General features: G+C 74.2%; 25 protein-coding genes. 12 read left to right on the forward strand and 13 right to left on the reverse strand.

Annotated elements, in window-relative coordinates:
• The first annotated feature begins 159 nt into the window (after positions 1-159).
• The 3 genes from ABZ444_RS01175 to ABZ444_RS01185 all read left to right on the forward strand — a co-directional run bounded on the left by ABZ444_RS01175 (position 160) and on the right by ABZ444_RS01185 (position 3,253).
• A complete protein-coding gene (locus tag ABZ444_RS01175) occupies positions 160-1,161 on the forward strand; it encodes an SIS domain-containing protein (RefSeq protein ID WP_357990922.1) in 1,002 nt (333 codons plus the stop codon).
• An 87-nt stretch (positions 1,162-1,248) separates the two neighbouring features.
• Entirely contained in the window at positions 1,249-2,121 is an 873-nt protein-coding gene (locus ABZ444_RS01180) for a PfkB family carbohydrate kinase (RefSeq protein WP_357990925.1), read from the forward strand.
• A gap of 43 nt (positions 2,122-2,164) precedes the next feature.
• Positions 2,165-3,253 (forward strand): LacI family DNA-binding transcriptional regulator, encoded by a 1,089-nt coding sequence (locus ABZ444_RS01185; RefSeq protein ID WP_352349572.1) that lies wholly within the window; start codon positions 2,165-2,167, stop codon positions 3,251-3,253.
• Positions 3,254-3,268: 15 nt separating this feature from the next.
• Here ABZ444_RS01185 and ABZ444_RS01190 read toward each other — a convergent pair whose 3' ends face one another.
• Both ABZ444_RS01190 and ABZ444_RS01195 read right to left on the reverse strand, forming a co-directional pair.
• Entirely contained in the window at positions 3,269-3,556 is a 288-nt protein-coding gene (locus ABZ444_RS01190) for a DUF3040 domain-containing protein (RefSeq protein WP_357990929.1), read from the reverse strand.
• Positions 3,557-3,920: 364 nt separating this feature from the next.
• On the reverse strand, positions 3,921-4,523 hold the full coding sequence (locus ABZ444_RS01195) for a DNA starvation/stationary phase protection protein (protein WP_357970692.1): 603 nt from the start codon (positions 4,521-4,523) through the stop codon (positions 3,921-3,923).
• 190 nt (positions 4,524-4,713) lie between these two features.
• Here ABZ444_RS01195 and ABZ444_RS01200 point away from each other — a divergent pair, with 190 nt between their 5' ends.
• A complete protein-coding gene (locus tag ABZ444_RS01200; protein ID WP_357990932.1) occupies positions 4,714-4,848 on the forward strand; it encodes a hypothetical protein in 135 nt (44 codons plus the stop codon).
• A gap of 88 nt (positions 4,849-4,936) precedes the next feature.
• On the opposite strand, the gene ABZ444_RS01205 is transcribed toward ABZ444_RS01200, so the two are convergent.
• Positions 4,937-5,377 (reverse strand): PPC domain-containing DNA-binding protein, encoded by a 441-nt coding sequence (locus ABZ444_RS01205; protein WP_357990935.1) that lies wholly within the window; start codon positions 5,375-5,377, stop codon positions 4,937-4,939.
• Positions 5,378-5,414: 37 nt separating this feature from the next.
• Positions 5,415-5,954, reverse strand: coding sequence for a hypothetical protein (locus ABZ444_RS01210; RefSeq protein WP_357990938.1), 540 nt, complete (start codon positions 5,952-5,954; stop codon positions 5,415-5,417).
• A gap of 99 nt (positions 5,955-6,053) precedes the next feature.
• Here ABZ444_RS01210 and ABZ444_RS01215 point away from each other — a divergent pair, with 99 nt between their 5' ends.
• Positions 6,054-9,398, forward strand: a complete 3,345-nt coding sequence (locus ABZ444_RS01215; protein WP_357990941.1) for a serine/threonine-protein kinase — start codon at positions 6,054-6,056, stop codon at positions 9,396-9,398.
• An 81-nt stretch (positions 9,399-9,479) separates the two neighbouring features.
• Here the strand turns inward: ABZ444_RS01215 and ABZ444_RS01220 are convergent, their stop codons facing one another.
• The 3 genes from ABZ444_RS01220 to ABZ444_RS01230 form a co-directional block, all read right to left on the reverse strand.
• On the reverse strand, positions 9,480-10,859 hold the full coding sequence (locus tag ABZ444_RS01220) for an FAD-dependent monooxygenase (protein WP_357990944.1): 1,380 nt from the start codon (positions 10,857-10,859) through the stop codon (positions 9,480-9,482).
• A 54-nt stretch (positions 10,860-10,913) separates the two neighbouring features.
• Positions 10,914-13,919 carry a hypothetical protein gene (locus ABZ444_RS01225; protein WP_357990947.1) on the reverse strand — a complete coding sequence of 1,002 codons (3,006 nt, stop codon included), beginning with the start codon at positions 13,917-13,919 and terminating at the stop codon, positions 10,914-10,916.
• Positions 13,920-14,034: 115 nt separating this feature from the next.
• Positions 14,035-14,817, reverse strand: coding sequence for an SAM-dependent methyltransferase (locus ABZ444_RS01230; RefSeq protein WP_357990948.1), 783 nt, complete (start codon positions 14,815-14,817; stop codon positions 14,035-14,037).
• Between the two features lie 98 nt (positions 14,818-14,915).
• On the opposite strand from ABZ444_RS01230, the gene ABZ444_RS01235 reads away from it, so the two are divergent.
• A complete protein-coding gene (locus ABZ444_RS01235) occupies positions 14,916-15,941 on the forward strand; it encodes a hypothetical protein (RefSeq protein ID WP_357990951.1) in 1,026 nt (341 codons plus the stop codon).
• A 9-nt stretch (positions 15,942-15,950) separates the two neighbouring features.
• Here the strand turns inward: ABZ444_RS01235 and ABZ444_RS01240 are convergent, their stop codons facing one another.
• Positions 15,951-16,550: a TetR family transcriptional regulator gene (locus ABZ444_RS01240; RefSeq protein ID WP_357990954.1), complete on the reverse strand. Its 600-nt coding sequence runs from the start codon at positions 16,548-16,550 to the stop codon at positions 15,951-15,953.
• Positions 16,551-16,622: 72 nt separating this feature from the next.
• Between ABZ444_RS01240 and ABZ444_RS01245 the strand changes: the two genes are divergently transcribed.
• The 4 genes from ABZ444_RS01245 (at position 16,623) to ABZ444_RS01260 (ending at position 18,589) form a co-directional block, all read left to right on the forward strand.
• Positions 16,623-17,426, forward strand: coding sequence for a class I SAM-dependent methyltransferase (locus ABZ444_RS01245; protein ID WP_357990957.1), 804 nt, complete (start codon positions 16,623-16,625; stop codon positions 17,424-17,426).
• 71 nt (positions 17,427-17,497) lie between these two features.
• A complete protein-coding gene (locus ABZ444_RS01250) occupies positions 17,498-17,890 on the forward strand; it encodes a hypothetical protein (RefSeq protein ID WP_357990960.1) in 393 nt (130 codons plus the stop codon).
• Positions 17,891-17,918: 28 nt separating this feature from the next.
• Positions 17,919-18,128 (forward strand): hypothetical protein, encoded by a 210-nt coding sequence (locus ABZ444_RS01255; RefSeq protein ID WP_357990963.1) that lies wholly within the window; start codon positions 17,919-17,921, stop codon positions 18,126-18,128.
• Positions 18,128-18,589, forward strand: a complete 462-nt coding sequence (locus ABZ444_RS01260) for a hypothetical protein (RefSeq protein WP_357990966.1) — start codon at positions 18,128-18,130, stop codon at positions 18,587-18,589. Before ABZ444_RS01255 ends, ABZ444_RS01260 begins: the two co-directional genes overlap by 1 nt.
• Here ABZ444_RS01260 and ABZ444_RS01265 read toward each other — a convergent pair.
• The 5 genes from ABZ444_RS01265 to ABZ444_RS01285 all read right to left on the reverse strand — a co-directional run bounded on the left by ABZ444_RS01265 (position 18,501) and on the right by ABZ444_RS01285 (position 23,636).
• Positions 18,501-19,940, reverse strand: a complete 1,440-nt coding sequence (locus ABZ444_RS01265; RefSeq protein ID WP_357990969.1) for a cation:proton antiporter — start codon at positions 19,938-19,940, stop codon at positions 18,501-18,503. The genes ABZ444_RS01260 and ABZ444_RS01265 overlap by 89 nt on opposite strands.
• Positions 19,941-20,004: 64 nt before the next feature.
• The gene (locus tag ABZ444_RS01270; RefSeq protein ID WP_357990971.1) at positions 20,005-21,213 is read right to left on the reverse strand and encodes an MFS transporter; all 1,209 of its coding nucleotides are present in this window, start codon (positions 21,211-21,213) and stop codon (positions 20,005-20,007) included.
• Between the two features lie 71 nt (positions 21,214-21,284).
• The gene (gene hisG, locus ABZ444_RS01275; protein WP_357990974.1) at positions 21,285-22,172 is read right to left on the reverse strand and encodes an ATP phosphoribosyltransferase; all 888 of its coding nucleotides are present in this window, start codon (positions 22,170-22,172) and stop codon (positions 21,285-21,287) included.
• Positions 22,173-22,225: 53 nt separating this feature from the next.
• A complete protein-coding gene (locus ABZ444_RS01280) occupies positions 22,226-22,930 on the reverse strand; it encodes an SDR family NAD(P)-dependent oxidoreductase (RefSeq protein WP_357990977.1) in 705 nt (234 codons plus the stop codon).
• Positions 22,917-23,636, reverse strand: a complete 720-nt coding sequence (locus ABZ444_RS01285) for a phosphoribosylaminoimidazolesuccinocarboxamide synthase (RefSeq protein WP_357990980.1) — start codon at positions 23,634-23,636, stop codon at positions 22,917-22,919. The genes ABZ444_RS01280 and ABZ444_RS01285 overlap by 14 nt, the downstream gene beginning before the upstream one ends.
• 224 nt (positions 23,637-23,860) lie before the next feature.
• Here ABZ444_RS01285 and ABZ444_RS01290 point away from each other — a divergent pair, with 224 nt between their 5' ends.
• Complete coding sequence (locus ABZ444_RS01290) at positions 23,861-25,138, forward strand: aminotransferase class III-fold pyridoxal phosphate-dependent enzyme (RefSeq protein WP_357990983.1); 1,278 nt, start codon at positions 23,861-23,863, stop codon at positions 25,136-25,138.
• The gene (locus tag ABZ444_RS01295; RefSeq protein ID WP_357990986.1) at positions 25,131-26,186 is read left to right on the forward strand and encodes a Gfo/Idh/MocA family oxidoreductase; all 1,056 of its coding nucleotides are present in this window, start codon (positions 25,131-25,133) and stop codon (positions 26,184-26,186) included. The genes ABZ444_RS01290 and ABZ444_RS01295 overlap by 8 nt, the downstream gene beginning before the upstream one ends.
• Positions 26,187-26,211 lie beyond the last annotated feature (25 nt).

The raw sequence follows: 26,211 nt of genomic DNA on the forward strand, positions 1-26,211 counted from the left end.
ACGGGCTTTTCGCAGCGATGAAACAGCAGGCCGTCACCGGTTCTCGCAGGTGGGGTGTTGACGCGTGGCCGGATCCTGTGTCAGCGTGACCTCCGCGTGATACCGGTATCAGGCCGCTGAGCGGCGCCGGCCCGCAAGCTTTCCCGAAAGGACGCGAAGATGCTCGGATTCAACGAGCCGGAATTCCTGTCGCAGCTGGCCAGCACCGTGGCCCTGCGCCCCCAGATCGAGGAGCTCGTCGATCGGCTCGTGGACCAGGGGTTCGACACCCTCCTGCTCGTCGGCGCCGGCGGCACGTACGCCCAGATGTGGCCCTACGAGCACCTGGCCAGGCGCAGCTCGACGCTCGACGTGCGCGCCGCGATCGCGGCCGAGCTGGTCGTCTCGGGCGACGCCCGGCTCGGCGGGCGCACGGTGGCGATCTTCACCTCGGTCTCCGGCACCACCGAGGACAGCCTGCGCGCGATCGAGTACGTCAAGGACAGGGGTGTGTACACGGTCGGTTTCACTGGCTACCCCGACTCGCCGATCGCCAAGGCCGTGGACGCCGTGCTGGTCTCGGAGCCGAAGGCGTGGCCGTTCGACCAGCAGATGTTGCTGTTCATGGGCCGCCTGCTGTCCCGCCGCGGCGAGTTCGAGGGCTACGAGAAGCTGGCCGGCGAGCTGGCCGGGCTGCCCGGCGTGCTGCTGGAGGTCGCCCGGCAGGCCGAGCCGGTGGCCGCCGCGTTCGCCGAGGCCCACAAGGACACCGACTACCACTTCCTCATCGGCGGCGGGAACCTGTGGGGATTCACCTACCTGTACTCGATGTGCATCCTTGAGGAGATGCAGTGGCTGCGTACCACCAGGGTGCACAGCGCCGAGTTCTTCCACGGCTCGCTGGAGCTGCTGGAGGAGGACACGAGCGTGCTGATCTTCCAGGGTGAGGACGAGACGCGCCCGCTCACCGACCGCGCCGAAGCCTTCGCCCGGCGCATCTCCAAGGACGTCACCGTCTTCGACACCCGCGACTACCCGCTCGACGGCATCAGCCCCGAGTTCCGCGGCCTGCTCGCGCCGCTGGTGCTCGACACGGTGCTGGGCCGGGTCAGCAAGCACCTGGAACGCGTCCGCGACCACTCGCTCGACCTGCGCCGCTACTACCGGGTCATGGACTACTAGGCCGCCGCACCTCCGCTCCCGCTCCCGCCCGCCGGGACGGGAGCGGCCCCGGCCTGCCCACCCCGAACACCCCGGCACAGGAGAAACATGAGAGTCCTCGGCTTCGGCGACAACATCGTCGACCGGTTCGTCGATCGGGGCATCGACTATCCGGGCGGCAACAGCGTGAACGTCGCCGTCTACGCGGGCCGCCTCGGCGTCGAGGCCGCCTACCTCGGCGTCTTCGGCGACGACGACCTCGGCGGCTTCCTGCGCGAGGCCGTCGCCGCGCAGGGCGTCGCGGTCGACCGCTGCGTGGTGCGTCCCGGCGAGAGCGGCGTGTCCCGGTTGCGCGTGGACGACGGCGACCGGGTCTTCCTGGGCTGGAACGGCGGCGGCGTCACCGTGCGGGAGCCGCTGGCGCTGGCCGGTGACCTGCTCGCCTACGCCGGCTCGTTCGACCTGGTGCACTCCAGCGTCTACTCCGGCAGCGAGGACGAGCTGCCCGGGCTCGCCGGCCTGCGTCCCCTGGTCAGCTTCGACCTGTCCAGCGAGGACGACTACCGCGCCCCCGCCTACCTGGACCGCGTCTGCCCGCACGCCGACCTGGTGCTCCTGTCCTGCTCGCACCTGGACGAGGCGGGCACCCGCGACCTGCTGGCCCGCGCCGTGGCGAGCGGCGCCCGCCTGGCCCTCGGCACCAGGGGCGTGGACGGCGCGATGGCCTACGACGGCCACGACCTGGTCGCCGCCCCCGCCCGGCTGGTCGAGGACCCGGGCAAGATCGTCGACACCATGGGCTGCGGGGACGCGTTCCTGGCCGGGTTCGCGGTCTCCCTGCTGCGCGACGGCTGGCGCAAGGGCACCGCGCCCGGCCGCGGGCCGGTCCTGCGGGCGCTGCTGGCCGGCGCGGAGACCGCCTACGACCAGTGCTTCGTCGAAGGCGCCTTCGGCTTCGGCAGGCCCGCCCCGCGCGGCTAGCATGGGCGTGCCCGCGACCCCCCAGAAACGAGGAACCCGTTCGATGGCAGCCGACCGGAGCCAGTCGGGGCGGCCGACGATCTCGGAGGTGGCCGCCGAGGCCGGCGTCGGCCGCGCCACCGCGGCCCGCACCCTCGGCGGCTACGGCTATGTCAGCCCGGAGCTGCGCGAACGGGTGCTGGCGGCGGCCGAGAAGCTCGGCTACCGCACCAACGCCCTGGCCCGCAGCATGTCCACCGGGGTCAGCCACACGCTCGGCGTGATCCTGGCCGACATCGGCAACCCGTTCTTCGCGGGCGTCATGCGCGGCATCTCCGACGCCTCGCGCGCCCGCGGGTTCGACACGATCGTGCTGAGCACGTACGAGCGGCTCGACGAGGAGGTGGCGGCCACCGACGTGCTCATCGACAAGCGGGTCGACGGCGTCATCATCGCCTCGGCGGCCGTGGGGCGCGACGAGGTCAAGCACATCAGGGCGGCCATGGGCCGGGGCATCCCGATCGTGCTGGTCGACCGCGCGGTCGCGCCGCTCGACCTCGACACGGTCGTCATCGACAACCGCGGCGCGGCCCGCGAGGCGGTCGAGGTGATGATCGCGGCCGGTCACCGGCGCATCGGGTTCGTGTGGGGGCCGTCCTCGGTCGATCCGCCCGTGACCAGGCGGGCGCTGCTGGAGAAGGCCCGCAACGTGTGGACCGACGGCGAGCGCCTGCGCGGCTACCTCGACGCGCTCGACGACGCCCGCATCCCCTTCGATCCCGAGCTGGTCATGACCGGCCCGAAGACCGAGGAGTGGGCCACCCAGGAGGTGGCCCGCATGCTGGCGCTGCCCGACCGCACCACCGCCCTGTTCTGCACCGAGACCGACGCCGTGACCGGGGCGCTGCGGGCCGTACGCGCCGCCGGGCTGTCCTACCCGGCCGACATCTCGCTCATCGGCTTCGACGACAGCGCCTGGGCGGCAGTCATGGACCCGCCGCTGACGATGATCGAGCAGCCGGTCCACCAGCTCGGCGCGAAGGCGGCCGAGGTGCTGCTCGACGTGCTCGACGGGGCCGAGCCGCGGCACGACGTGCACACGCTGCGCTCGCGCCTGGTCACCCGCGCCTCGGTCGCCCCGCCGCCGTCCTGAGCGGGCAGCCGGCGGTCAGGGATGGGTGACCTGGGGCGAGGTGGTCACCACCTCGCGGGTGGGGCGCGGCGCGGGCTGGGTGCGCGGACGGCCCGCCGCCACGAACACGACCGCCGACAGCAGCGTCATCGCGACCACGATGACCAGGATGAAGGCCATCTCCCGGCGCGTCACCGGGCAGCGGCGGCGCCGGGCCGGTTTGGCGTTGAGCGCGTCGATGCGGCAGGCGAAGTCGCGATCCTGCCAGCGCAGATCCTGCTCGATCTCGGCCAGGATGCGGCGTTCGCGGTCCGACAGGCTCATGGCCGCCGCTCCCGTCCCGCGACGCCGTGGGCGGGGGCGGGCGGTGAGGTCAGCGGTTCGGTCATGTCGTTCTCCGTCGCTCCCGGTCAGAAGTAGCCCCCGTCAGGGCGGCCCGGTCGGGGTCGGGCCTGGTCAGAGGGCGTCCCGCTGGTGAGGCGCGCCTTCGTGGCGGCGCGCTCTGGCGGGTCGCCGGCGGCCCCACAGGCCCGCGATTTCTCCGTACCCGGCGGCGCAGGCTCGATGCGGCGCCTTACCGCGCCCGGTATGAACCGTTACGCCCGGTGTGCGATGTCGGCCTAAATCCAGACATTTCCTTCACCTGGCGTCGATTTCCGGCTTACTGGGCTTCGGCCGTGCCGGCGGGTCAGCGGTCCGGCTTCTCCACCAGCGGGGTGTCCACCAGGTGCTCGATCAGGAACCAGGTCTGCAGCTCGTTCGTCCTGATGACGTCGGAGACCAGCAGGTCGTTGGTGCCGTCGTCGCCCATCTCCTGCGCCCGGTTGGCCGCGTCGTGGGCGGCCACGAGGATGGTCTCGTGCGCCTCGATCAGGCGCGAGAGCATGGCGGGCACCTCCTCGCAGCCGTTCGGCGGGCGCGGGATCACGGTGATCTCGGCCACGTGCCGCGGGTCGCCCACCGCGACGCCGCCGAGGGTCTGCACGCGCTCGGCCATCTCGTCCACCAGCGCGATCTGCTCCGAGGCGTGCTTGTCCAGCAGCAGGTGGAGCTGGTAGAACGTCGGGCCGCGCATCAGCCAGTGGTGCTTCTTGTACAGGCTGTAGAGGATCTGGGTGTCGGCCAGGATCTGGTTGAGGCGCTGGCAGGAGTACTCGCGCGCGTCGCGGGAGAGGCCGAGCGGGAACATCCGCACGGTGCCGTACTCCTGGATCTCCACGCCGTTCACGTGCAGCCACGGCTGGCTGTCGGGCTTCGACCGGGTCGGCTTGGCGGAACGTTTGGTGGGCACGTACATCTCCTCAGAAAGTCGGAACAATCGCCCGGAAACCTCCCCTCCGGCACGCCAAGCGCCCCCACGAGCCCGCACAAGAGCCGGTCAACATCCGGCGCCCGCGATCGTTTGCCCGCAGGTCAGAGGGGTAGCCGGAGCGATGGGCGCGGGGGAGCCCCGTGCCCGGTCCGCCGGGAGGGGGATGACCATGCGACGCAAAGAGCCCGAGGACGAAGAGACGCCCGCGGCCGACCTCGAAGGTCCCAAGGACGAGGAAGACTACGACGAGGAACGCGAGCGCTTCGAACGCCTGAAGGAACTGAACCCGGACGACTTCGAGTGAACCGCCCGAGCCCGGCGGCCGGACGGGGGGCGGTCCGGGCCGGTGCGGGCCGGGCCGGTGGCCGGGCGGGGCGGCGCGGGCCGAGGGGTCAGCCCAGGTCGATGAGGGCCAGGCCGGTGGCGGGGTCGTGGCGGCGCCGCAGGTAGCGCGGCGACTGTGTGACGATCACTTCCAGCGTCGGCCACACCTCGCCGGCCAGCAGGTGGCCGCCGCGGGTCGTGCCGTCGGGCAGACCCACGACCACATGGGCGTGCAGGTGGGGCCGTACGTCGTCGTCGGGCATGGCGAAGTCGCCGATCAGGGAGAGCACCTCGGTCTGGCGGTCGACCGGGATCGGGTCGTAGCGGAGCGCCTCCGGGTCGAAGAAGCCCAGCGTGACCTGCCGGAACCCGCCGATGCCGGTCAGCCGGGCGGCGCGGACGCCGCTGTCGGCCGCCCACTCCGTCAGGCTCTCGACCGCCTCGTCACCGGGGTCGAGGACCACCGCGTACGTCTGCTCCTCGACGGTGGAGAGCCGCTTGCTGCGCATGACGATCTCCTGCCCGCAGGGCGCGCGGGCAACCCGGTCATTTCCAGACGGCCTTGGCCAGGATGTTCCCCAGCCCGGGGGTCTTCCACTGGTCGACGACCAGCACCTTCTCCTTGCGCAGGTACCAGATGCGCTGGGTGAAGGACACCGGGGCCGGCTTGCCGGTCTTCGTCTGGCAGCCCAGTCTCCACTCGGTGAAGCGGGCCTGGTGCCCCGCCCCCACCTGCACGGACGCGGTGCGGGCGGGCCGGACGGGCTGGACGCCCTCCCAGTAGCGCCGGTCCGGGACGCACTCCACGACCCCGGTGCTGGGGTGGTACGGCTTCCCCGGCCGGTACGTGCCGCCCTCGGAGGCGTAGGCGATGGCCCGCGGCCCGCCGAGGGAGAAGCCGGGGCACTCCGTCGCCCGCTTGGAGCAGGCCCCGGTGACCACGTCGAGCCCGCCGATCGGGTCCTTCTTCACCTTCCAGGAGACCGGTATCTGGATGGTGAACCCCTGGAACGACACGGGTTTGGTGGCCTGCGCGGGCGTTCCGGTCAGGACGAGCGCCGCGCTGAGCGTCAAGGTCATGAGCACGGCGGCGATCCTAGATCCTGACGCCGATGGAATGTCAAGCACCGATAAAACGAGAAAAATGATCGCAACTTTGCCGGCGATCACCGCATCCAACCAGCCGTGAACGCGTTGACCCCCGACGATCCGCAACGCCTGGGCGGCTACTGGCTCGCCGGACGGCTGGGCGCGGGCGGTCAGGGCGTCGTCTACGAGGCCTACGCCGAGGACGGCGCCCGGGTGGCGATCAAGGTGCTGCACGGCGACGAGGCCGGACGGCTGGCCAGGGAGGCCGAGGCGGCGCGGCGGGTCGCCTCGTTCTGCACCGCCCGCGTGCTCGCCGCCGAGCTGGACGGCCCGCGCCCCCACATCGTCAGCGAGTACGTCGCCGGGCCGAGCCTGCGCCAGGCGGTCACCGGCGGACGCCGCTTCCTCGGCGGCGATCTGCACCGCCTGGCCACGGCGGTGGCGACGGCGCTCACCGCCATCCACGAGGCCGGCGTGGTGCACCGCGACCTCAAACCGGACAACGTGCTGCTCGGCCCGGACGGCCCGCGGGTCATCGACTTCGGCATCGCGCGGACCGCCGAGATGTCGCTGACCGCGACCGGCCTGGTGACCGGCACGCCGACGTACATGGCGCCCGAGGTGTTCGGCGGCCAGCGGGCCGGCGCGCCCGCGGACGTGTTCGCCTGGGGCTGCGTCGTGCTGTACGCGGCCACGGGCGCCGACCCGTTCGAGGCCGAGAGCCTGGGCGGGGTGATGCACCGGGTGTTGTCGGCCACGCCCGACCTGGCCGCGCTGCCGGACTCGCTGCGCCCGCTGGTGTCGGCGGCGCTGAGCAAGGAGCCCGGCCGGCGTCCCGAGGCCCGCCGGCTGCTGCTCGCGCTGGTCAGCGGGGACGGCGGGCTGGACACCGCACGGCTGCTCGAACGCGGACGGCAGGCCGCCCACGTCGCCGGGACCGCCGCCGACCCGGCGCTCGGCACGCTGGCCGAGGACTCCTACGCGCTGCTGGCCCCCGCGGAGCGGGAGCTGGCGCCCGAGGTGTTCCTGCGCCTGTTCACCGTGGACGGCATGGGCGAGCTGGCCACCCGGAACGCCGCCCTGGACGAGCTGGTGGCCGGCCGGCCGGCGGCCGAGGCGCCGGCGGTCACCAGGATCCTGGAGGTGTTCGCGTACCTGCTGGGCCGCGACGACCGCGAGGTCTGGCTCGCCCGCCCGGCCCTGCCGCACGCCTGGCCGCGGCTGCGCCGCTGGATCGAGGCCAACCGGGAGGGGCTGGCCGTCCACGGCCCGATCCTGGCCGCCGTCCGGCGCTGGGACGAGGGCGGCCGCAGGGACGGCGGCCTGTTCCACGGCACGATGCTGGACGAGGCCCTGAGCTGGGCGGCGACCGACCGCCGCGACATCAGGCTGTCCCAGGCCGAGCGCGACTTCCTGGAGTCCTCGGCGCGGCTGGCCAAACGCCGGGCCCGCCGCGCCCGGCTGCTGACGCTGAGCCTGGCGGTGCTGCTGGTCGTCGCGCTGGCCGCGGGCGGCCTGGCGGTCCAGCAGAGCAGGCTCGCCGCCGCCCGCGCCGACGAGTTGCAGGACCGCCTGACGACGTCGGAGTCCACGCGCCTGGCCGCGCGCGCCGAGGCGACCAGGCGGAGCGATCCGGTGCTCGCCGGGCTGCTCGCCGTGGCCGCCTGGCGGCTGCGGCCCACGCCGCAGGCCAGGGCGGCGCTGACCGCCGTGCTCGCGCAGCGCGAGCGCGGCATGTTCCGCGACCCGGCCGATGCCCGCAGCACCCTGCGGGCGCTGGGCGCCGACGGGCGCACGCTGCTCAGCGTCGGCCAGGACCAGGCGCGGCTGTGGGACGTGCGCACGGGCCGGCGCGTCGCGCTGATCTCCGGCCTGGGCCTCGGCCGTGAGCGGGTGTCCGACATCGGGCTGTCCCCCTCGGGCCGCACGCTGGTCGCCGCCACCACGCGCCGCGCCCGCGCCTGGGACGCCGGCACCGGCCGCCCGGTCGGCACCTGGCCGGTCCACCGGACCAGGGACCTGGTGGAGGGCTGGGCGGACGCCGTCCGCCGGCACGAGGGCCGGAAGGTGATCGTCAAGCCGGGCGACAGCGAGCAGTGGGAGGTCACCGACCCCGCCGCCCGGCGCGGCACGCTGAGCCCGGACGGCCGGTGGCTGGCCACGTCCGGTGACGGGCCCCTGACACTGAAGCAGACGAAGGAGGGCTGGACCGAGGAGGTCGGCGAGGGCAACGAAGGCGTCTGGAACAAGGGCGATCCCGTCTTCGACCACACGGGCCGGTTGCTGGCCACCGTCACCGACGCCACCGTCCAGTTCTGGCGCCTGCCCGACAGTCACCTGCTGAGCGCCGTCCCGGTGCGCGGGGACATGGACGGCGGCACCCGCCCGGCCGCCGCCTTCGACGGCACGACCTTCCGCTACCTCGTCGGCGACCAGGTGTTCGCCGTGGACGTCGCCGACCTGGTGACCGAGCCGGTCGAGGGCCCGCCGTACGAGCGGGCCGACCTCGGCGAGGACGGCCTGCACCTCGTCGTGGACGGCGGACTCCGCCAGGTCGGTGGCGGGACGCCCGGCCGCCTGCCCGCCGCGCGGGCGCTCGCCTTCAGCCGCGACGGGCGGAGCCTCGCGCTGCTGTCCGGCCACGACGTCAGTGTCCTGGACACCGCGACCAGGCAGCCCGCGGGCGGGTTCACCGCGGGCGCCGGGCGGGCGCAGCCCGAGCTCGTCCGCTTCAGCCCGGACGGGAGCCGGCTCGCGCTCGTGCTCGACGGCCCCGGAACCGGCGAGGACGCGGTCGAGCTGTGGGACTGGCGGGCGCGCCGCCGCCTGTGGAGCACGCCCCTGAGCCAGGTCGTGGACCTGGCGTTCGCATCCGACGGCGGCCGGCTGGCGGTGACCGGCCTGGACGTACGGGTACTGCGGGCGGCCGACGGCCGGGTCGCGGGCTCGCCGTTCAGCGTCTTCGGCAAGGACGTCCTGGGCTCCTGGGTGCGTTTCACCCACGCGGGGGACGGCGTGGTCGTGTTCGACTCGCGCGGCCGGCTGAGCACGTGGGACGCGGGCGGCCGGCGGCTGACCGAGGGGACCGAGGGCTTCTCCTTCATCGGCACGCCGGCCTACTCGCCGGTCGAGGACCTCGTCGCGGTCAACGCGGGGCAGGGCCGCGTCCGCCTGATCGACCCGAGGACGGGCGGCGACCTCGGCCTGTCCGCCGACCCGGGCGGCGGCCTCGACCGTGACGAGGGCGAGCTGCTGTCGATCGCGTTCGCCCCCGACGGCTCGCACGTCCTGACGGTGGACGCCGGCGGGAGCGTCGGGCGCGTCCCGGCCGCCGCCGAACTGGTGGCGAGGACGATCTGCGCGCGCGCCGGGCGGGCGCTGACCGAGCGGGAGTGGCGGACGTACGTGCCCGCGCTGCCCTACCGGCCCGTCTGCGGCTGACCGCGCGGGCCCGGGTTCGGCCACGAGGGAGGCACGGCGGACTTCGCCAAGAGAGTCCCCACAGGGTCACCACAAGGGGCCTCACACCAGCGTCAGGTAGTGGGCCAGCTCGGCGGCGGAGTCCGTGGCGATCCCGACGTGGCCGTCCGGGCGCACGAGCGTGTGCCGCACCCCGCCGTACGGCTCGGCCGGCGCGTACGCCCGCACCTCCGGGCCGCCCGGCACGCGGGGCGCGGGATCCGGCGACAGCAGTGTGAAGTGCGGGCCGCGCAGCAGGTCGAACAGGCGCGCCCGGGAGCCGTCGGCCAGCCGCAGCGGCCCGTCGGGCACCCGTTCGCCGCCCGCGCGGGCCAGCGAGCCGCCCCGGTAGCCGACCCGGAGCTGGTAGGTCTCCTCGTCCCGCTTGTACGACTTCCGGTCGTGCAGGTCCGTGCTGAGACCGAGCACGCGGGCGGCGACCGGGCGGCGCTCCTCCTCGTAGGTGTCCAGCAGCGACGCCGGCCCGCCGGTCAGCGCGCGGGCGAGCTTCCAGCCCAGGTTGTAGGCGTCCTGGACGCCGGTGTTGAGGCCCTGGCCGCCCGCCGGGGAGTGCACGTGGGCGGCGTCCCCGGCCAGCAGCACGCGCCCGGCGCGGTAGGCGTCGGCCAGCCGGATGTTGACCCGGTAGAGCGAGGACCACAGCAGCTCGGTGACGCGGGCCGCGCGCAGCATCGAGCGTTCGGCGAAGAGCCGCTGGAAGCCGGCCAGCGTCAGGTCCGGCGTCGCGCCCGGCCTGAGCGGCGCCATGAACTGGAAGGCGTCGGTGCCGGCCATGGGGTAGAGCGCGACCATCCCCCTGCCCGGCCGCACCCAGGCGTGGATGTGCTCGCGGTCCAGCCCCTCGACGCGCACGTCCCCGAGGGCCATGCGCTCCTCCTCGCGGGTCTCGCCGGTGAACCCGACGCCGAGCGCCTTGCGCACCGTGCTCCTGCCGCCGTCGGCGGCGACCAGGTAGCGGGCCCGCAGGGGCGCCCCGGTGCCGAGCCGGGCCGTCACGCCGTGCGCGTCCTGCTCGAAGCCGGTCAGCTCGACGCCGTGCTCGACCGCGCCGCCCAGCTCGGCCAGCCGCTCCCGCAGCACCGCCTCGGTGCGCCACTGCGGGTGCATCCGCACCATCGGGTACGGCACCTGCTCGCTCGCCGCCACCGGCCGGTGCATACGGCCCTGGTAGACCGGCAGCCGCCCGATCCTGACCCGGATCGGCGGGTAGGGCGTCGTCCCGGCCAGGACCCGGTCGACGATCCCGAGGTCGTCGAAGATCTCCAGCGTCCGCGGCTGGAGGCCCTTGCCCTTGGAGCCCGCCGAGGGCGCCGCTGCCCGCTCGACTACTCGGTGGGCGATCCCGCGCCTGGCCAGCTCCACGGCGAGGGTGAGGCCGGTGGGCCCGGCGCCGACGATGAGCACGTCCGTCTTGTCCGTCATGGGACGACCGTGCCAGGCGCCGCTGCCAGATCTCTGTCAGCGTCCTGCCGGAGGTCACGAGCAGGGCGGACGGTAGGGCAGGTCGTCGAAGTAGCGCCGCCACTCGGCCCGGGTGAGCGGCATCCCGGCGGCCTCGCAGACGCGCGCGGCCACCGACTCCGGCCGCAGGTCCCACAACCGCAGGTCGTGCCCGGCGGCCGAGACGAGGGTGTGGTCGTCGGCGTACAGGACGGTCCCGAGGTCGGGATGGGACAGCTCGGCGATCGGGCGGCGGGAGCGCAGGTCCCACAGGCGGGTGGTGCGGGAGGCGTCCGTGGTGGCCAGGGCGGCGCCGTCGGGGCTGAACCCGGCGATCAGGACGCTGCCGCCGTGCCCGCGCAGGGCCGCCGGACGGGGAGCGCGACCCGGGTCGGCGATCCTCCAGACGCGGGCGGTCCGGTCGTGGCCGGTGCTGACCAGCACGTCGCCCTTCGGGCCGAAGCGCACGCCGGCCACCGCGTCGGCGTGCTCCTCGTGGTGGGCGACCTGGTCGAGGGCGCGGCGGCGCACGTCCCACAGCCGTACGCCGCGGTCGGCGCCGCCGCTGGCCAGCAGGCCGCCGCCGGGGCTGAAGTCGAGCGCGCCGACGTCGCCGAAGCCGTCGCGGGCGGCCAGGCGGCGCGGCGGGCCGGTGACGTCCCAGAGCAGCAGCCGGCCGCCGTGGTCGCCGGTGGCCAGGACGCGTCCGTCGGGGCTTAGCGCGGCGACCGCGAGGCCGCGCACCGGCAGCCGGACGTGCCGGGCCGGGCGGTAGGGGTCGCGGATGTCCCACACGGTCACGGCCACGCCGCGCTCGACGGTGGCCAGCCGGCGGCCGTCGCCGCTCAGAGCCGGATCGGTGGCGGGTGGAACGTTCCAGCGCGACAGCAGCACGCGGTGACGGGGGTCGCGGACGTCCCACAGCGCGCCGCCGCGCGCGCCGGTCGTGGCCATCAGCGTCCGGTCCCGGCTCAGCACCAGCCCGGTCACCGGGTCGGGCACGCGCACCGGATGGCGCCACTGGTAGAAGGCGCCGGCCGCCGACCCGGTGGCCAGCGCCTGACCGTCGGCGGTGAAGGCGAGGCCGAGCACGCGGTCGGGGTGCGGGAACGAGGTGACCTCCGCGCGGGTGGCCACGCTCCACAGCCGGACCGCGCGGTCGTCGCCGGCGGCGGCCAGGACGGTGCCGTCCGGGCTGAACGCCAGGGCGCCGGCGGGGCCGCCGTACCGGACGGGCCGGTCGCAGCGGCGGGCGCGCAGGAGGCAGAGCCAGGTTCCGCGGCCGGGCGCCGACCAGGCCAGCGCGCCGCCGTCGGGGCTGATGGCGAGGGCGGCGGGGCCGTCCTGGAGGCCGGTCGCGATCGTGTCGGCGGGGGAGGCGGGCCGCGCCGGGTCCCACAGGCGCACGCTGCCGTCGTCGTGGCCGGTGGCCACCGTGTCGTCGCCGACGGCGAAGCGGGTGACCTGGGCGGAGGCGCGTACCGGGGGCAGGGCGACCGGGCGGCCGGCGAGCCTCCAGCGCCGGACGCCGCGCTCGGCGGCGGCGAGCACCGTGCGGCCGTCCGGCGTGAACGCCGCCGTCGCGGCGCCGGGCAGGGCGGCGACGTGCCGGGGGCGGGCGGGGTCCACGACGTTCCACACCTCGACGCCGTGCCGGGTGGCCGCGAGCAGGACGCGGTCCCCGCCGGACGGCCGGAAGGCGAGCGCGCCGACCGGACCGGCGGCGCGCGGCAGGGTGGCCAGCGGGGTGCGGCGGCGCGAGTCGGTGGCGTCCCACAGCTCGACCACGCCGTTGTCGGCGCCGGTCGCGAGCAGGGCGTGGTCCTGGCTGTAGGCGATCGCCCGCAGCCGGTCGCCGGCCGAGCGCAGCCGGGTGGCGTACGGCTCGGCGGTGTCGAGCAGCGTGCCGCGGGTGCCCGGGGTGTCGGCCAGGCCCTGGGCGGCCACCGCCACCTGCATCGCCAGCGCCGGGTCCGTGGCCCGCAGCGCCCGCGCCTGGACGGCGGCCCGCTCGGCGAGCGCGGTGACGCGGGCGGCGCTCGCCCGGCCGCTCTTCTGCCACGCCAGCCCCGCGCCCGCCCCGGCGACCACCACCAGCACCACCAGCGCCACCACCAGCCCCCGCACCCGCCGCCCGACCGGACACTCCCTGCCGCTCCCACCGAAGCCGGAGGAGAGTGCCGCGGGCCCCCCTTTCTCCCGGTCGGGGGAGAGGAGAGCGGGTTTCTCCCGGTCGGGGGAGGGGGAAGCGGGCGCGGGGCCGGGGGTGAGGGGTGGCGCGGTGGCGTGCCGGTAGGCGGTGTGGGTGAGCGTGTCGCCGTCGCGGCGGTGCCAGGTGGCGCGCATCGCGTGGGACAGGCGCGGCAGCACGTCGGCCGCCGCCGGGGCGTCGTCGCGTACGCCCAGGTCGTGCAGGATCGTCTCGGCCAGCCCCGGCTCCAGGGACAGCCCGGCGACCCGGGCCGGTTCGGTGATCGCGCGGCGCAGCTCGTCGCCGGTCATCGGGCCGAGCGGCAGCGACCGCGTCCGCAGCGCCTCGACCAGCGGCGGAAACCCCAGGCACCGCTCGTAACAGCCGGCCCGCATCCCGATCACCACCGGCAGCCCGCCCGCCGCGAGCGCGCACAGCTCCTCGACGTACGCCTCCCGCGCGGATCCCGCCCGAGCCGTGAACAGCTCCTCGAACCGGTCGACCACCAGCAGCGCGCACTCCTCCACCGGCCGCCCCCCGCCCGGGACCGGCGAGCCGGGCGTACGCCACAACACCCCGGCGCGGCCTCCCGCCGGCGAACCCGCCAGGACGGCCGGCACCAGCCCGGCGGCCAGTACCGACGTCTTGCCCGACCCCGCCGCCCCGGCCAGCACCACGGGACGGGCCGCGCGCGGCTCCCCGAGCAGCCCCACCAGCTCGGACACGACCCGCTCGCGCCCGAAGAACCACCTGGCGTCCCCGGTCGCGAACGGCCCCGGCGGCCAGGGGCACGGATCCCGCGCGCACCGGTCCCGCTCGCTCCCCAGCCCCGCGCCGAACCCGTCGTCCATCCCGCTCCCGTCACTCTGTGAAGTTGATCGGGGACTCAGGGTACGCGGGCCCGCCAGGCGGCGTACGCCGGTCGGGAAGGCGGCATCGCCCGGACCGGCGCGAAGCCGGGAACGGTCAGCGCTTGCGGCCGACGCCCGCGCAGTAGACGGCCTCGCGGTCGGCGTACAACGTCTCGGGGACGGGACGCCAGCGCGGCAGCGGCACCACGCCCGGCTCCAGCAGCTCCAGCCAGTCGAAGAAGCTCGTGACCTCCTCAAGGGTGCGCAGCGTCATGGTCGCCCCGCCGCTCTCGTTCCAGTGGCGGACGCCCTCTTCGAGCTGCCTGCCGACCACGCCGTGGGAGATGGCCAGGTGGCTGCCCGGCGCCATCGGCTCCAGCAGCTCGGCGATGATCGAGCGGGCCAGGCCGGTGTCGGGAAGGAAGTCCACGACGCCGAGCAGGGTCAGCCCGATCGGCCGGTCGAAGTCGAGGTGCTCGGCGGCGGCGGCCAGGATCTTGCCGGGGTCGCGCAGGTCGGCGTCGACGAAGGCGGTCGTCCCCGCGGGCGCGGCCCGCAGCAGCGCCCGCGCGTGGGCCAGGACCATGGGGTCGTTGTCGACGTACACGACGTGGCTGTCCGGGGCCACCGCCTGGGCGACCTGGTGGGTGTTGTCCGCCGTGGGGATGCCGGTGCCGATGTCCAGGAACTGCCGGATGCCCGCCTCCCCGGCCATGTACCGCACCGCGCGGCCGAGGAACTCCCTGTTCGTACGGGCCAGCACCGGCAGGTCGGGCACGGCGGCGAGGATCTGCTCGCTCACCATCCGGTCGATCTCGTAGTTGTCCTTGCCGCCCAGCCACAGGTCGTAGATGCGGGCGGGGCTCGGAACATCGGTGTTCAGCGAACGTTCGCTCATCGCGACGCCTTCCGGACGAAAGGGGCTACGGGGGAGATCGTAGCCCCAAGATCCCTCCAGCGGGCCACGTCCGGACGGCCCGGCCTAGGCTTCCGAAGATGATCCACTTACCTCCCGCCCGAGCCAGGGCCGACGTGCACGTCACCTATCACCAGATCGTGGTCGGCGAGCCGGGCCGCGCCCATCCGGGAACCGTCCCCAACGGGCTGACCGCCTCGGCCGCCGGCGCGGCCGTGATCCGGACGGGCATCCACACCGGCGTCGTGGACGTGACCGTACGGCTGGCCGAGACCGCCCCGCCCCTCGACCCCGTGGGCTGGGACGAGACCGAGGAGGTGGAGCTCGTCACCTTCACCGGCGAGGTGCGCCTGTCCGGCATGATGCACTCCCCGCCGGACGCCCTGCCCCTCCTGACACCCCAGGGGCCGGGCCGTTACGGCATGCGCGTGCAGGCCCGCGGCCGGGACGTCGACCCGGCCGCGGTGCCGAAGGTGCCGTTCGAGTTCTACCTGGTGACCGTCTGGCCGGTTGAGACCGGGCCGGAGGTGGCGGCGAGGCTCGGCGTCGGGGTCGCCGAGGAACTGGGCCTGCCAGACAAGTCGGCAGAGATCCGGCGGTGGGCGCGCGAGCACAACCACCCGCAGTCGGAGCGCGGTCGCCTGTCGTCCGGCCAGGACGAGCGGCCTCCGCTGCCGCATCCGGTACGGGTCACGGTGGGGACCGCGCACCACCGGATCCGGATCGTCAACCCCTTCCAGGACACCGCCGTCCCGCCGCCGCTGCCGGACGGGCTGGTCGCCGCCGCCCCAGACTCGCTGCTCATCCGTACGGACAAGCGCGTAGGACGCGTCGGCCTGCACGTGAACTGGCAGGACGGCCCGCCCGTGGCGGCCGCGCGGGGCTGGGCGGAGAGCGAGGAGGTCGAGTTCGTCACCACCACCGGCGTGATGCGCGTCTGGGGCGTCGCCGACGAGCCGATCGACCTCACGCCCCAGGGCGCCGGGCGGTACGGCCTGCGTGTCCACGGCCGTCGCCGGGACCGGCCGGCGCCGTCGAACCAGCCCTCGGAAGCGTACCTGCTGGTCGTGTGGCCCATCGCTCTGGGAGCGGCCGCGGCCCGGTGAGGCGGGGGCTCAGAGCAGGCGGCGCTGGATCGGGTCGGCCATGGCCGTGGTGACGATCCACTCGACGACGGCGGCGTCGGGCGGGTCGTCCTCGCGGCCGGCGAACAGCAGGTGGGCGCTGCCGATCAGGGTGAGCGCGAGGGCGTCGACGTCGGCGTCGACCGCGATGCGGCCCATCTCGCGTTCGGCGGTGAGGTAGGCGGCGATCATGGTCGTGGCCTCGCCCAGGAGCGGGATGCCCGCCGACCCGGCCTGGCGCAGGCGGGCGCGCAGGCCGTCGCGGGAGATGACGAGGCTGACGACGGCCACGGCGACCGAGCCGAACAGCTCCAGCAGCGCGAGGGTGAGGTTCCCCGCGACGGTGCCGGTGCCGGCGCTCGCGCGCAGGGCGGCGGACTGCGCCTCGACGCGGCGGATGCGGTCGGTCACCAGCTCGGCGAGGAAGGCGTCGAAGTCGGCGAAGTGGCGGTGGAGCACGCCCTTGGCGCAGCCCGCCTCGGTGGTGACCGCCCGGCTGGTCAGAGCGTTGGGCCCGTCGCGGAGCAGGATGCGCTCGGCGGCGTCGAAGAGCTGTTCGCGCACGTCGCGGAGGGCTATGCCTGTGGGCACCGGGCCGGTCTCCTTCCTTCGCGAATCCCGTTCAGAGTAGACGAGTGGGCACGTGCCCATTAGAGTGGGCGCATGCCCACTAATGCCCCCGAGAACGAGCCGCACCTGCACCGGCGGATGGCCGAGTCCTTCGGCGCCGACGCCGACCGCTACGACCGCACCCGCCCCCGCTACCCCGAGGAGATGGTGGCCCGGATCGCCGGGTCGAGCCCCGGCCCCGACGTGCTCGACGTCGGCATCGGCACCGGCATCGCGGCCCGCCAGTTCCAGGCGGCCGGCTGCCGGGTGTCCGGCGTGGACGTGGACCCGCGCATGGCCGACCTGGCCCGGCGCGACGGCATCGAGGTGGACGTGTCCGCCTTCGAGTCCTGGGACCCGGCCGGCCGGACGTTCGACGCGGTCGTCGCCGGCCAGACCTGGCACTGGATCGACCCGGTCGCGGGCGCGGCCAAGGCGGCCGAGGTGCTGCGGCCCGGGGGCAGGCTGGCGCTGTTCTGGAACGTCTTCCAGACGCCGGACCTCCTGGCCGACGCCTTCGCCGAGGTCTACCGCCGCGTGCTGCCCGACCTGCCGGCGCTCGGCCAGGCCGGTCCCGCCGTGGGCATGTACACGTCGCTGCTCGACAAGATCACCGACGGGGTCCGGACGGCGGGCGCGTTCGACGAGCCCGAGCGGTGGGACTACGCGTGGGAGCGCGGCTACACCCGGGACGAGTGGCTGGCGCAGGTGCCCACGCACGGCCCGGTCACCGGGTTGCCGCCGGAGCGGCGCGGCGAACTGCTGGCGGGCATCGGGGCCGCGATCGACGCGGTGGGCGGCGCCTTCACCGTCCACTACGACGTCCTGGTGCTCACCGCCGTCAGGCTGGCTGAGTAGCCGTTACTCATGCGGTCATGGAAGCGCGCGCGGACGATCCTCCTCAGGGCGACACCCCAGGAGGAACCACCGTGAGCGTCACACATGACAGGAGAACCGGGCGGAAAGGGCCGGCGCGGTGGCGCGGGCGGCTCACGTTCGCCGCGATCGGCGTGCTGGTCGCCGCCCTGATCCCGGCGCTGGCGACGCCGGCGCAGGCGGCGGTCCCCGGTTTCTCGCTGACCTTCTCCATCGACTATCTCCGCCAGATCGAGGACCCGGACAGCGGAGGCGTCGGCGACGGCGACTACTACCCGAAGGTCAGGATCGCCGACGGCCCGCTCGAAACCGGCCCGCGCATCGAGGACGACGAGTTCGAGCCCCTCGGCCTGCCCGAGGCCCCGGGCGGCTGGGTCTTCACCAAGTCCGACCTGCCCGGCGACCAGCCGACCGTGAACATCACCGTCGCCCTCTGGGGACTATGACGGCGGCCTCAACACCAACGACGACCGCATGGACATCAGCCCTCAGAACGACGACCTCGACCTCGACCTCGTCTACGACGTGCGCTCGGGCACCCTGTCGGGCGACGGCGTGCAGTTCGGCACGCCGTGCGTCGACTCCCAGGGCCGGCAGAAGGGCCAGACGTGCGCCGAGGGCGACGGCGACCACGGCTTCCCCAGGGACAACGACGGCAGGAAGACCAGGATGGCTTCACCGTGATGCCCGACACCGACCACGACGGCATCCCGGACCTCGTCGAGCTGTCCGGGATCCGCGACAGGAACGGCGGGGTCATCGCCGACCTCCCGGCGCTCGGCGCGGACCCGTGCCGTAAGACGATCGTGCTGCAGGCCGACTACATGGCCGACGCCAGACACTCCCACCGGCCCAAGCCGGACGCGATCACCCTGGTCAGGAACGCCTTCGACGCCGCGCCGGTCAAGGCGGAGAACCCGTGCCCGTACCCCGGGACGCACCGGGACGGCGTCGGCTTCGTCTACCTCCAGGGCACGCAACTGCCCGAGCAGGCCGCCATGGGCCTGGCCGACGACAGCGACTTCCGCGACGCGCGCACCGCGGACTTCGGCCGGCTCAGGCCGGTTGCGGCGTCCGCGGCTCGGCCCTGGCGGGCGCGTAGAGGCCGAGGCGGCGCAGGGCCGGCGCGGTCATCATGGTGGTGATCAGGGCCATCAGCACGAGCACCGTGAACGTGCCGGGCGCGATCAGCCCCATGCCGAGCCCGGTGCTGAGCACGACGATCTCGGTGACGCCGCGGGCGTTCATGAGCACGCCGAGCCCGAGCGCGAGGCGTCCCGGCATGCCGCCCGCCCAGGCGATCACCCCGGCCGCGCCCAGCTTGCCGAGGACGGCGGCCACCAGCAGCACCGCCCCGCCCAGCAGCACCACCGGATGGCCGAACGCCAGATGCACGTCGGTGCGCAGCCCGATCGAGGCGAAGAACACCGGCAGCAACATCGCCCGGTTGAGCGAGCCGAGGCGTTCGGGCACCGCGCCGAGCACGGGGGCGGCGCGGGGGAAGGCGACCCCCGCCAGCAGGGCGCCGAAGATCGCGTGCACGCCGATGGCGTCGGTCGCCGCCGCCAGGGCGAAGATCAGGCCCAGGACCAGCGCGAGCGCGGCCGGAGCGGGCAGCCGGCGGGTGGCGTGCCGGGCCGCCAGGGCGGCGAGCGCGGGGCGTACGACGAGGGTCACGGCGAGGACCAGGGCGGCGGCCAGCCCCAGCGAGGTCAGCACGCCCGCCGGGGAACCGGCGTGGGCCAGGGCGATCACCGCGGCCAGCGCGCACCAGGCGAGCACGTCGGCCAGCCCGGCGCACAGGATCGCCAGCGAGCCCAGGCGGGTGGCGGTCAGCCCGGCCTCCTGGAGGATCCTGGCCAGCACGGGGAACGCGGTGACGCTCAACGCCGTCCCGGCGAACAGGACGAACGCCGTGCCCGACGCCGACGGCCCGGCGAGCGCGCCGGCGAACGGGACCGCCGCCACCGCTCCCAGGGCGAACGGCACGGCCGTCATCGCCAGCGCGGCGACCCCCACGACCACGCGCTGCCGGCCGAGGGCGGCCGGGTCGAACTCCCGCCCCACCGTGAACATGAAGACCGCCAGCCCGGCCTGGGCCAGCAGTTCGAGCTGCGGCGCGACCCAGCCGGGCAGGATCAGCGCGGACACCCCGGGCGCCAGCGAGCCCAGCGCGGACGGCCCGAGCAGCAGCCCGGCCACCATCTGCCCCACCACGGACGGCTGGCCCGCCCGGCGCGCCAGGACGCCGCCCAGCGAGGCCAGCCCGCCGATGACCGCCACGGCGAGGAACAGCCGCAGGATCGACTGGGCGGGCGGCACCCCGGCGTGCGCGGCCGGCGCCGCCGGATGCCCCGGCTGCTGCCCGCCCGGCCCGAACACCAGCAGCATCGACACGCCCGCCACGGCGATCAGCAGCAGCGCGACCGCCAGGCCCCGGGCCGGGGCGGGCAGCAGGGCCTGTTCGGTGTCGTGGAGCGGGTCGTGTCCGCGCATGGTCGCACCTTCCTGCGTACTCCGCGATGGGCTCCCGAGCCCTTCGCCGGCCGCGGCGGCCGGCTCAGTCGGCGGCCGGGAGCGGCCGGGCCGCCCGCCGGCCGATCAGCAGCAGGGCGCCGACGGCGGCGACGATGCCGACGGCGATGACGGGGATCAGGGCCTGGTAGCCGATCTCGCCGGCCACCAGGCCGAACAGCGGGGGACCGAGCAGGGAGCCGAGGCTGCCGGCCTGGGCGATGACGCCGTTGCCGACGTCGGCGTGGTCGAGGCGTTCCAGGACGAGGGGGAGCGCGGCGAAGACCAGGGCGCCCAGGAAGCCGTTCTCCATGGAGATGACGCCCGCGCCGGTGAGCGCGCCCCCGGCGGAGCCGCCGGCGTACAGGATCCAGGCGGCCGGCACGACGAGGAAGCCCGACAGGGCCAGCACGCCGACCCGTACGCCCCTGCGCAGCAGGATGCCCACCGCCAGCCCGCCGGCCACGCCGAGCAGCGAGATCACCGAGGTCAGCGCGCCCGCGGCGGCGGCCGAGCGGCCGTACTGCTCGATGAGCAGCGTGGGCAGCAGCACGATCACCGGGATGGTCACCAGCGCGGTCAGGCAGAAGGCCGCGGCCAGCACGCCCGGCCAGGTGAGCGCCCGCGCCCGGGGCACCGGACCGGCCGCCTGCGCCCCGCCGGCGCGCGGCAGCCGGGCCCACGTCACCGCGGCGATCAGCAGCGTCAGCCCGGCGATCAGGCCGGTCCAGCCGCGCCACCCCAGCGCGTCGCCGGCCGCGCCGCCGGCCAGCGTGCTGGCCCCCAGCCCGACCGGGACGAACGTCGCCCAGACCGACAGGGCGGTGCCCCGGTCGCGCTCGTGGGCCAGGCGCAGGATCAGCGCCGGGCAGGAGATGGTGACCAGGACGTAGCCGACGCCCTCGACGCCGCGGGCGATGAGCAGCCAGGCGAAGTCGTTCGCCGCCATGCTGGCCGCGCCCGCCGCCGCGATCAGGACCAGCCCGGTGACCAGCGACCGCCCGGTGCCGAAGCGGCGGACGAGATACCCCGCCGGCAGGCCGACCACGGCCCCGACGCCGACCACCGCCGAGATCACCCAGCCCAGCTCCGGCAGCGACAGCCCGAGCTGGGCCGCCATCGCGGGCCCGACCGAGGAGAACTTGCCGAGGCTCATCGCGCCGACGACCCCACCGACGTAGACGAGGAGGATCGTCAGCCAGGGGGAGCGTCGCGGGGACGCCTCCGTGATCTTTGCCGCCGACCGGGGATCCATGAGTCTCCTTCGCACTGCGCTCCGCGGGCCAGGGTTCCCACGTCCGATCTTCGCCATGCCGGCGGCGCCGATCAACCCGCTTCCCCCGTGGCGAAGATGCCGATGTCCGACTCGGTGACGTTGACGGCCCCGGCCGACAGCAGCGCGTCGATCGTCTCGGGCACCTCCCGCCTGGGCAGGACGCCCTGGAGGACGACCATGGTCCCGTCCGCGAGGTCGGCGCCCGCGCGCCACGACTGGCCCGGCATCGCGGGCACCACCTCGGCCAGCCGGTCGGCGGGGGCGCGGACCGTCAGCAGCGCGTGGGCCGGGCCCACCCAGGCGGCGCGCAGCAGCAGGGCGACGTTCCTGATCACGCCGCGCCTGGCCGGGTCGGCGTAGGCGGCCGGGTTGGCGACGAGCTGCGCGCCGCAGGTCCGGACGGTCTCGATGACGCGCAGGTCGTTCTGGCGCAGCGAGTGGCCGGTCTCCACGACGTCCATCATGGCGTCGGCCAGCTCGGGGATCTTGGCCTCGGTCGCGCCGTAGGACACGACCACCTCGGCCCGCCGTCCCGCCTCGCGGAAGAAGCGGCGGCCGATGTTCGGGTACTCGGTGGCCACCCTGACCCCGTCGTCCAGGTCGGCGGCGCTGCGGGCGGGGTGGCCGGACGGCACCGCGAGCACCAGCCGCCACGGCCGCTCGGTGTTCCTGGAGTAGTCGAACGACTCCACCACCTCGACCTCGGCCCCGGTCTCCTCCACCCAGTCGGCGCCGGTCAGCCCGAGGTCGAAGGTGCCGTCCCCGACGACCAGGGGGATCTCGCGCGGCTTGTAGAAGGCCACGTGCGACACGCCGGAGTGGTCCACCGTGCCGCGGTAGGAGCGGTCCGAGCGCCGCCGTACGGGCAGCCCCGCGGTCGCGAAGAGCTCCAGGGCCCGCCGCTCCAGCGAACCCTTCGGCAGGGCGAGCGAGATCATGGTTCCTCCTGACGGGCACGGCGAGGACGGCGGGGACGGCGGGGACGCGAGGGTCACACGTGCAGCAGCCGGTCGATGCCGACGACGGGCGGCTCGGGCAGGCAGGACGGCCGCACCTCGATCTCGCCCACCACGAGGTCGTCCGGCCAGGAGTCGACGATGGTGGCCACGCAGCGGGCCACCGACCGGGTGCTCATCTTGTGCGGCGAGCCGTCGCCGTCGAGGTTGGCGATGGCGCCCGGCGAGACCAGGCAGGCGCGTACCCCGTTGCGGCGCTCCTCCAGCAGCAGCGTCTCGACCAGCGCCTTCAGCCCGGCCTTGGTGGCGCTGTAGGCGGCCCCGCCCTCGAAGTACCGCGTCCCGGCGTGGCTGCCCATCGCGACGAACATCCCGCCGGCGGCCCGCAACGCCGGCAGGACGGCTTTGAGCAGGTGGAAGCAGGCGCTCAAGTTGATCGCGACCAGCCGCTCCCAGTCCTCCGCGCGCAGCTCGGCGATCGGGTCGAGCACCCGGTCCACCGCGTTGGACACGCAGACGTCGAGCCGGCCCGCCTCGCCGAGCACCTGGGCGGTCGCCTCCGCGATCTGCGCCGGGTCCGACAGGTCGCACCTGTGCTCGCCGAGCCAGTCCTCACCCGCGAGCGAGCGGTTCAGGGAGAAGACGCGGTAGCCGCGCTCGCGCAGCTCCTCGGCGATGGCCCGCCCGCTGCCCCGGTTGCTGCCGGTGACCAGCGCGGCCGGGGTCTCATGTGATGACATCGAGGACGCGGCTCCACTGGTTAACGATCTCCTCGCCCGCCACGCCGTCCCGGAACAGGTCCTTGTCCAGCGGGGAGCCGTCCTGGTGGCGCAGGCGCATGCAGTCCTGGGAGATCTCGGAGATGACGGTCAGCCCGCCGTCGGCGGTCCGGCCGAAGATGAGGCAGAAGTCCCACACCTCCAGCGGGCGCAGCCAGGACCGCAGCACGTCGTTGACGGCGAGGGACAGCTCGCGCATCTCCTCCACCGGCAGGTCGAGCGCCCGCAGGTAGTCCTCGCCGATCGGCTGGTCCTCGGGGTCGGTCCGGTAGTCGAACTTCACGACCGGGCGCGGCAGCGGGGCGCCGTCCTCGAACAGGCCGGGGTACTTGCGGGTGGTCGATCCCGTGGCCCGGTTCTTCACGATCACCTCGAACGGCGGCGCCGGGCAGTAGTCGGCCACGTACGAGTCGGCCGAGACCCGTTCCCGGAACGCGCACGGCACGCCGGCGTCGGCCAGCCGGGCCGCCGCCCTTTCGTAGAAATCGAGCCGGAGCGGCCCGGTGCGCTCGACGATTTCATCACGGTGGTACGTGAAACTGCGCAGGCTGGGGATTATCTGCACCAGGCACCGCCCGTCGGGCAGCAGCCACAGACGCTTACTGCGCCCGACGATATCCGGCTCTCCCCGACCGGCCGGAGTTCCCGGATCTGATCCGTTATCCACGCCGCCTCCATCCGCCGACAATGGCCCACACAACTTGATATTGCGGGCACCTCGCTGTCAAGGTGGCGTGACCCTGGAAAAAGGAGCACTTGACGCGGCTCTCGCGGTCTTGATATGTCGTCCGCCCTCGCCGGGAGCACTGGAAGAAAGAGTACTTGACGGGTCCCGGCGACCGGACGGTACTGTCTTCAGAAATTGAAATTCCGATCTTAATTAGAATCCCAATGGGGGGAGGATCGTTGTCGGAATATGAGCGCATAGCTCACTCGAAGATCACGCGTAAGTTCAGGTCCGCGGGGCAGCAGCTCTTGTTCTCGCGGGGGCGGCGGGGCGAGGTGTCCGACGCGAACGGCGTACCGTACATCGATTTCGTCATGGGTTATGGCCCAGTGATAATCGGCCACGCGGACGCCCAGTTCAACGAAATTCTCTGCGGTTATCTCGGCAACGGAGTCATGCTGCCGGGCTACACCACGTTCCACCAGGAATACCTCGACCGGCTGCTCGGCGAGCGGCCCGGCGACCGCGGCGCGTTCTTCAAGACCGCCTCCGAGGCCGTCACCGCCGCCTTCCGGCTGGCCGCGATGCGCACCGGCCGGCTCGGCATCATCCGCAGCGGTTACGTCGGCTGGCACGACTCCCAGATCGCCGACTCCCTCAAGTGGCACGAGCCGCTGCACTCCCCGCTGCGGGACAAGCTGCGCTACACCGACGGCATGCGCGGCGTCGGCGAGTCCGAGCCGGTGGCCAACTGGGTGGACCTGCGCCTGGAATCCCTCGCCGAGCTGCTGGAACGGCACCGCGGCCGGCTGGGCTGCTTCGTCTTTGACGCGTACCTGGCCTCCTTCACCACGGCCGACGTGCTGCGCCAGGCCGTCGCCATGTGCCGCGAGGCCGGCCTGCTCACCGTCTTCGACGAGACCAAGACCGGCGGCCGGATCTCGCCCCTCGGCTACGACCACGACAACGCCCTCGGCTCCGACCTGATCGTGATCGGCAAGGCGCTGGCCAACGGCGCCCCGCTGAGCATCCTGGCCGGCGACGCCGACCTGCTCGCGCTGGCCGAGAAGGCCCGGCTGAGCGGCACCTTCTCCAAGGAGATGATCGCCGTCTACGCGGCGCTGGCCACCCGCGACATCCTGGAGAAGCCCGTCGGCGACTCGCCGGACGGCTGGACCGAGCTCGGCCGGATCGGCACGCAGGTGGCCGCCTCCTTCACCGCGGCCGCCGCGGACGCCGGGGTCGAGGCCCTGGTGGGCGCCCGTCCGGTGCTCGGCGGCGGCATGTTCGAGCTCGTCTACCACGACGTGGAGCTGCTGGGCGACAAGGAGCGTCGCGAGGCGCTGCTGGCCGAGCTCGCCGGGGTCGGCATCCTGCTGCTCGAAGGGCACCCGTCCTTCGTGTGCCTGGCCCACCGCGACATCGACTGGGGCGACCTGCGCGACCGGGTGCGGCAGGCGTTCGAGGCGTGGAACGCCCCCACGGGGGCCGGCCGTGGCTGACCTCCTGCGCCTCGCCCTGGTCGGCTGCGGCCGCCAGATGCAGCAGAACCTGTTCCCGTTCCTGCAACGCATCCGCGGCCACCAGGTCGTGGCCTGCGTCGACCCCGACCTGTCGCTGGCCGCCGACGTGCAGTCGCTGGCCGGCGGCGCGACCTGCGTCTCCTCGGTGGACGAGCTCGACCTGGAGATGGTGGACGCCGCCGTGCTGGCCGTCCCGCCGGAGCCGTCCTACCTGCTGGTCCGGCAGCTCGCCGAGCGCGGGGTGGACTGCTTCGTCGAGAAGCCGGCCGGGCCGTCCACGCCCGCGCTCCAGGACCTGGAGCACGTGGTGCGCCGCACCGGGCGGCACGTCCAGGTGGGCTTCAACTTCCGCTACGCCGAGACGCTGCAGCGGCTGCACGAGCTGAGCGAGGAGATCCGGGCCACCCCGTGCTCGGTGACCATCGACTTCTACAGCCGCCACCCGTCCGCGCCGCAGTGGGGGGTGGACACCACCCTGGAGGCGTGGATCCGGCACAACGGGGTGCACGCCCTCGACCTGGCCCGCTGGTTCGTGCCGTCGCCGGTCGTCCAGGTGGACGCGCACGCCATCGCCAGTGACGCCGATCGTTTCCAGATCAACCTGTTCCTGCGGCACCACGACGGCTCGCTGTCCACGCTGCGCATGGGCAACCACGTCAAGCGGTTCATGGTGGGCGTCACCGTCCAGGGCATGGACGGCAGCCGGTACAGCGCGCCGTCGCTGGAACGGGTGACGCTCGAACTGTCCGACGGCGTGCCCTACGGCCAGGAGCTGCACGCCACCCGCAACCTGGACCACGGGTGGGGGCGCAGCGGCTTCGGGCCCGAGTTGCAGGCGTTCGTGGACGCCTGCGCGCAGCGGTCGGCCGAGCCCCAGACGGGTGGCCGTCCCCCGGTCAAGGGCGTGCCGTCGGTGTCCGACGCGCTGGCCGCCTCCGCCCTGTGCGACCGGGTGATGGCCGAGCTCAACACCGCCGCGACGAACGGCTTCGGCCTGCTGACCGGGTCCGTCCGGGCCTCGGCCTAGGCCGGGGCCGTCGACGAGGAGGGGG

Origin of the sequence: Nonomuraea sp. NPDC005730, assembly GCF_040630865.1 — a bacterium.
Classification (GTDB): domain Bacteria; phylum Actinomycetota; class Actinomycetes; order Streptosporangiales; family Streptosporangiaceae; genus Nonomuraea.

Excerpts from the sequence above, each read along its gene's own strand:
- ABZ444_RS01175 (WP_357990922.1), top strand. The coding sequence starts at position 160 with ATGCTCGGATTCAACGAGCCGGAATTCCTGTCGCAGCTGGCCAGCACC.
- ABZ444_RS01180 (WP_357990925.1), top strand. The coding sequence starts at position 1,249 with ATGAGAGTCCTCGGCTTCGGCGACAACATCGTCGACCGGTTCGTCGAT.
- ABZ444_RS01185 (WP_352349572.1), top strand. The coding sequence starts at position 2,165 with ATGGCAGCCGACCGGAGCCAGTCGGGGCGGCCGACGATCTCGGAGGTG.
- ABZ444_RS01190 (WP_357990929.1), bottom strand. The coding sequence starts at position 3,556 with ATGAGCCTGTCGGACCGCGAACGCCGCATCCTGGCCGAGATCGAGCAG.
- ABZ444_RS01200 (WP_357990932.1), top strand. The coding sequence starts at position 4,714 with ATGCGACGCAAAGAGCCCGAGGACGAAGAGACGCCCGCGGCCGACCTC.
- ABZ444_RS01205 (WP_357990935.1), bottom strand. The coding sequence starts at position 5,377 with ATGCGCAGCAAGCGGCTCTCCACCGTCGAGGAGCAGACGTACGCGGTG.
- ABZ444_RS01220 (WP_357990944.1), bottom strand. The coding sequence starts at position 10,859 with ATGACGGACAAGACGGACGTGCTCATCGTCGGCGCCGGGCCCACCGGC.
- ABZ444_RS01225 (WP_357990947.1), bottom strand. The coding sequence starts at position 13,919 with ATGGACGACGGGTTCGGCGCGGGGCTGGGGAGCGAGCGGGACCGGTGC.
- ABZ444_RS01230 (WP_357990948.1), bottom strand. The coding sequence starts at position 14,817 with ATGAGCGAACGTTCGCTGAACACCGATGTTCCGAGCCCCGCCCGCATC.
- ABZ444_RS01235 (WP_357990951.1), top strand. The coding sequence starts at position 14,916 with ATGATCCACTTACCTCCCGCCCGAGCCAGGGCCGACGTGCACGTCACC.
- ABZ444_RS01245 (WP_357990957.1), top strand. The coding sequence starts at position 16,623 with ATGCCCACTAATGCCCCCGAGAACGAGCCGCACCTGCACCGGCGGATG.
- ABZ444_RS01255 (WP_357990963.1), top strand. The coding sequence starts at position 17,919 with ATGGACATCAGCCCTCAGAACGACGACCTCGACCTCGACCTCGTCTAC.
- ABZ444_RS01260 (WP_357990966.1), top strand. The coding sequence starts at position 18,128 with ATGCCCGACACCGACCACGACGGCATCCCGGACCTCGTCGAGCTGTCC.
- ABZ444_RS01265 (WP_357990969.1), bottom strand. The coding sequence starts at position 19,940 with ATGCGCGGACACGACCCGCTCCACGACACCGAACAGGCCCTGCTGCCC.
- ABZ444_RS01270 (WP_357990971.1), bottom strand. The coding sequence starts at position 21,213 with ATGGATCCCCGGTCGGCGGCAAAGATCACGGAGGCGTCCCCGCGACGC.
- hisG (WP_357990974.1), bottom strand. The coding sequence starts at position 22,172 with ATGATCTCGCTCGCCCTGCCGAAGGGTTCGCTGGAGCGGCGGGCCCTG.
- ABZ444_RS01280 (WP_357990977.1), bottom strand. The coding sequence starts at position 22,930 with ATGTCATCACATGAGACCCCGGCCGCGCTGGTCACCGGCAGCAACCGG.
- ABZ444_RS01290 (WP_357990983.1), top strand. The coding sequence starts at position 23,861 with ATGGGGGGAGGATCGTTGTCGGAATATGAGCGCATAGCTCACTCGAAG.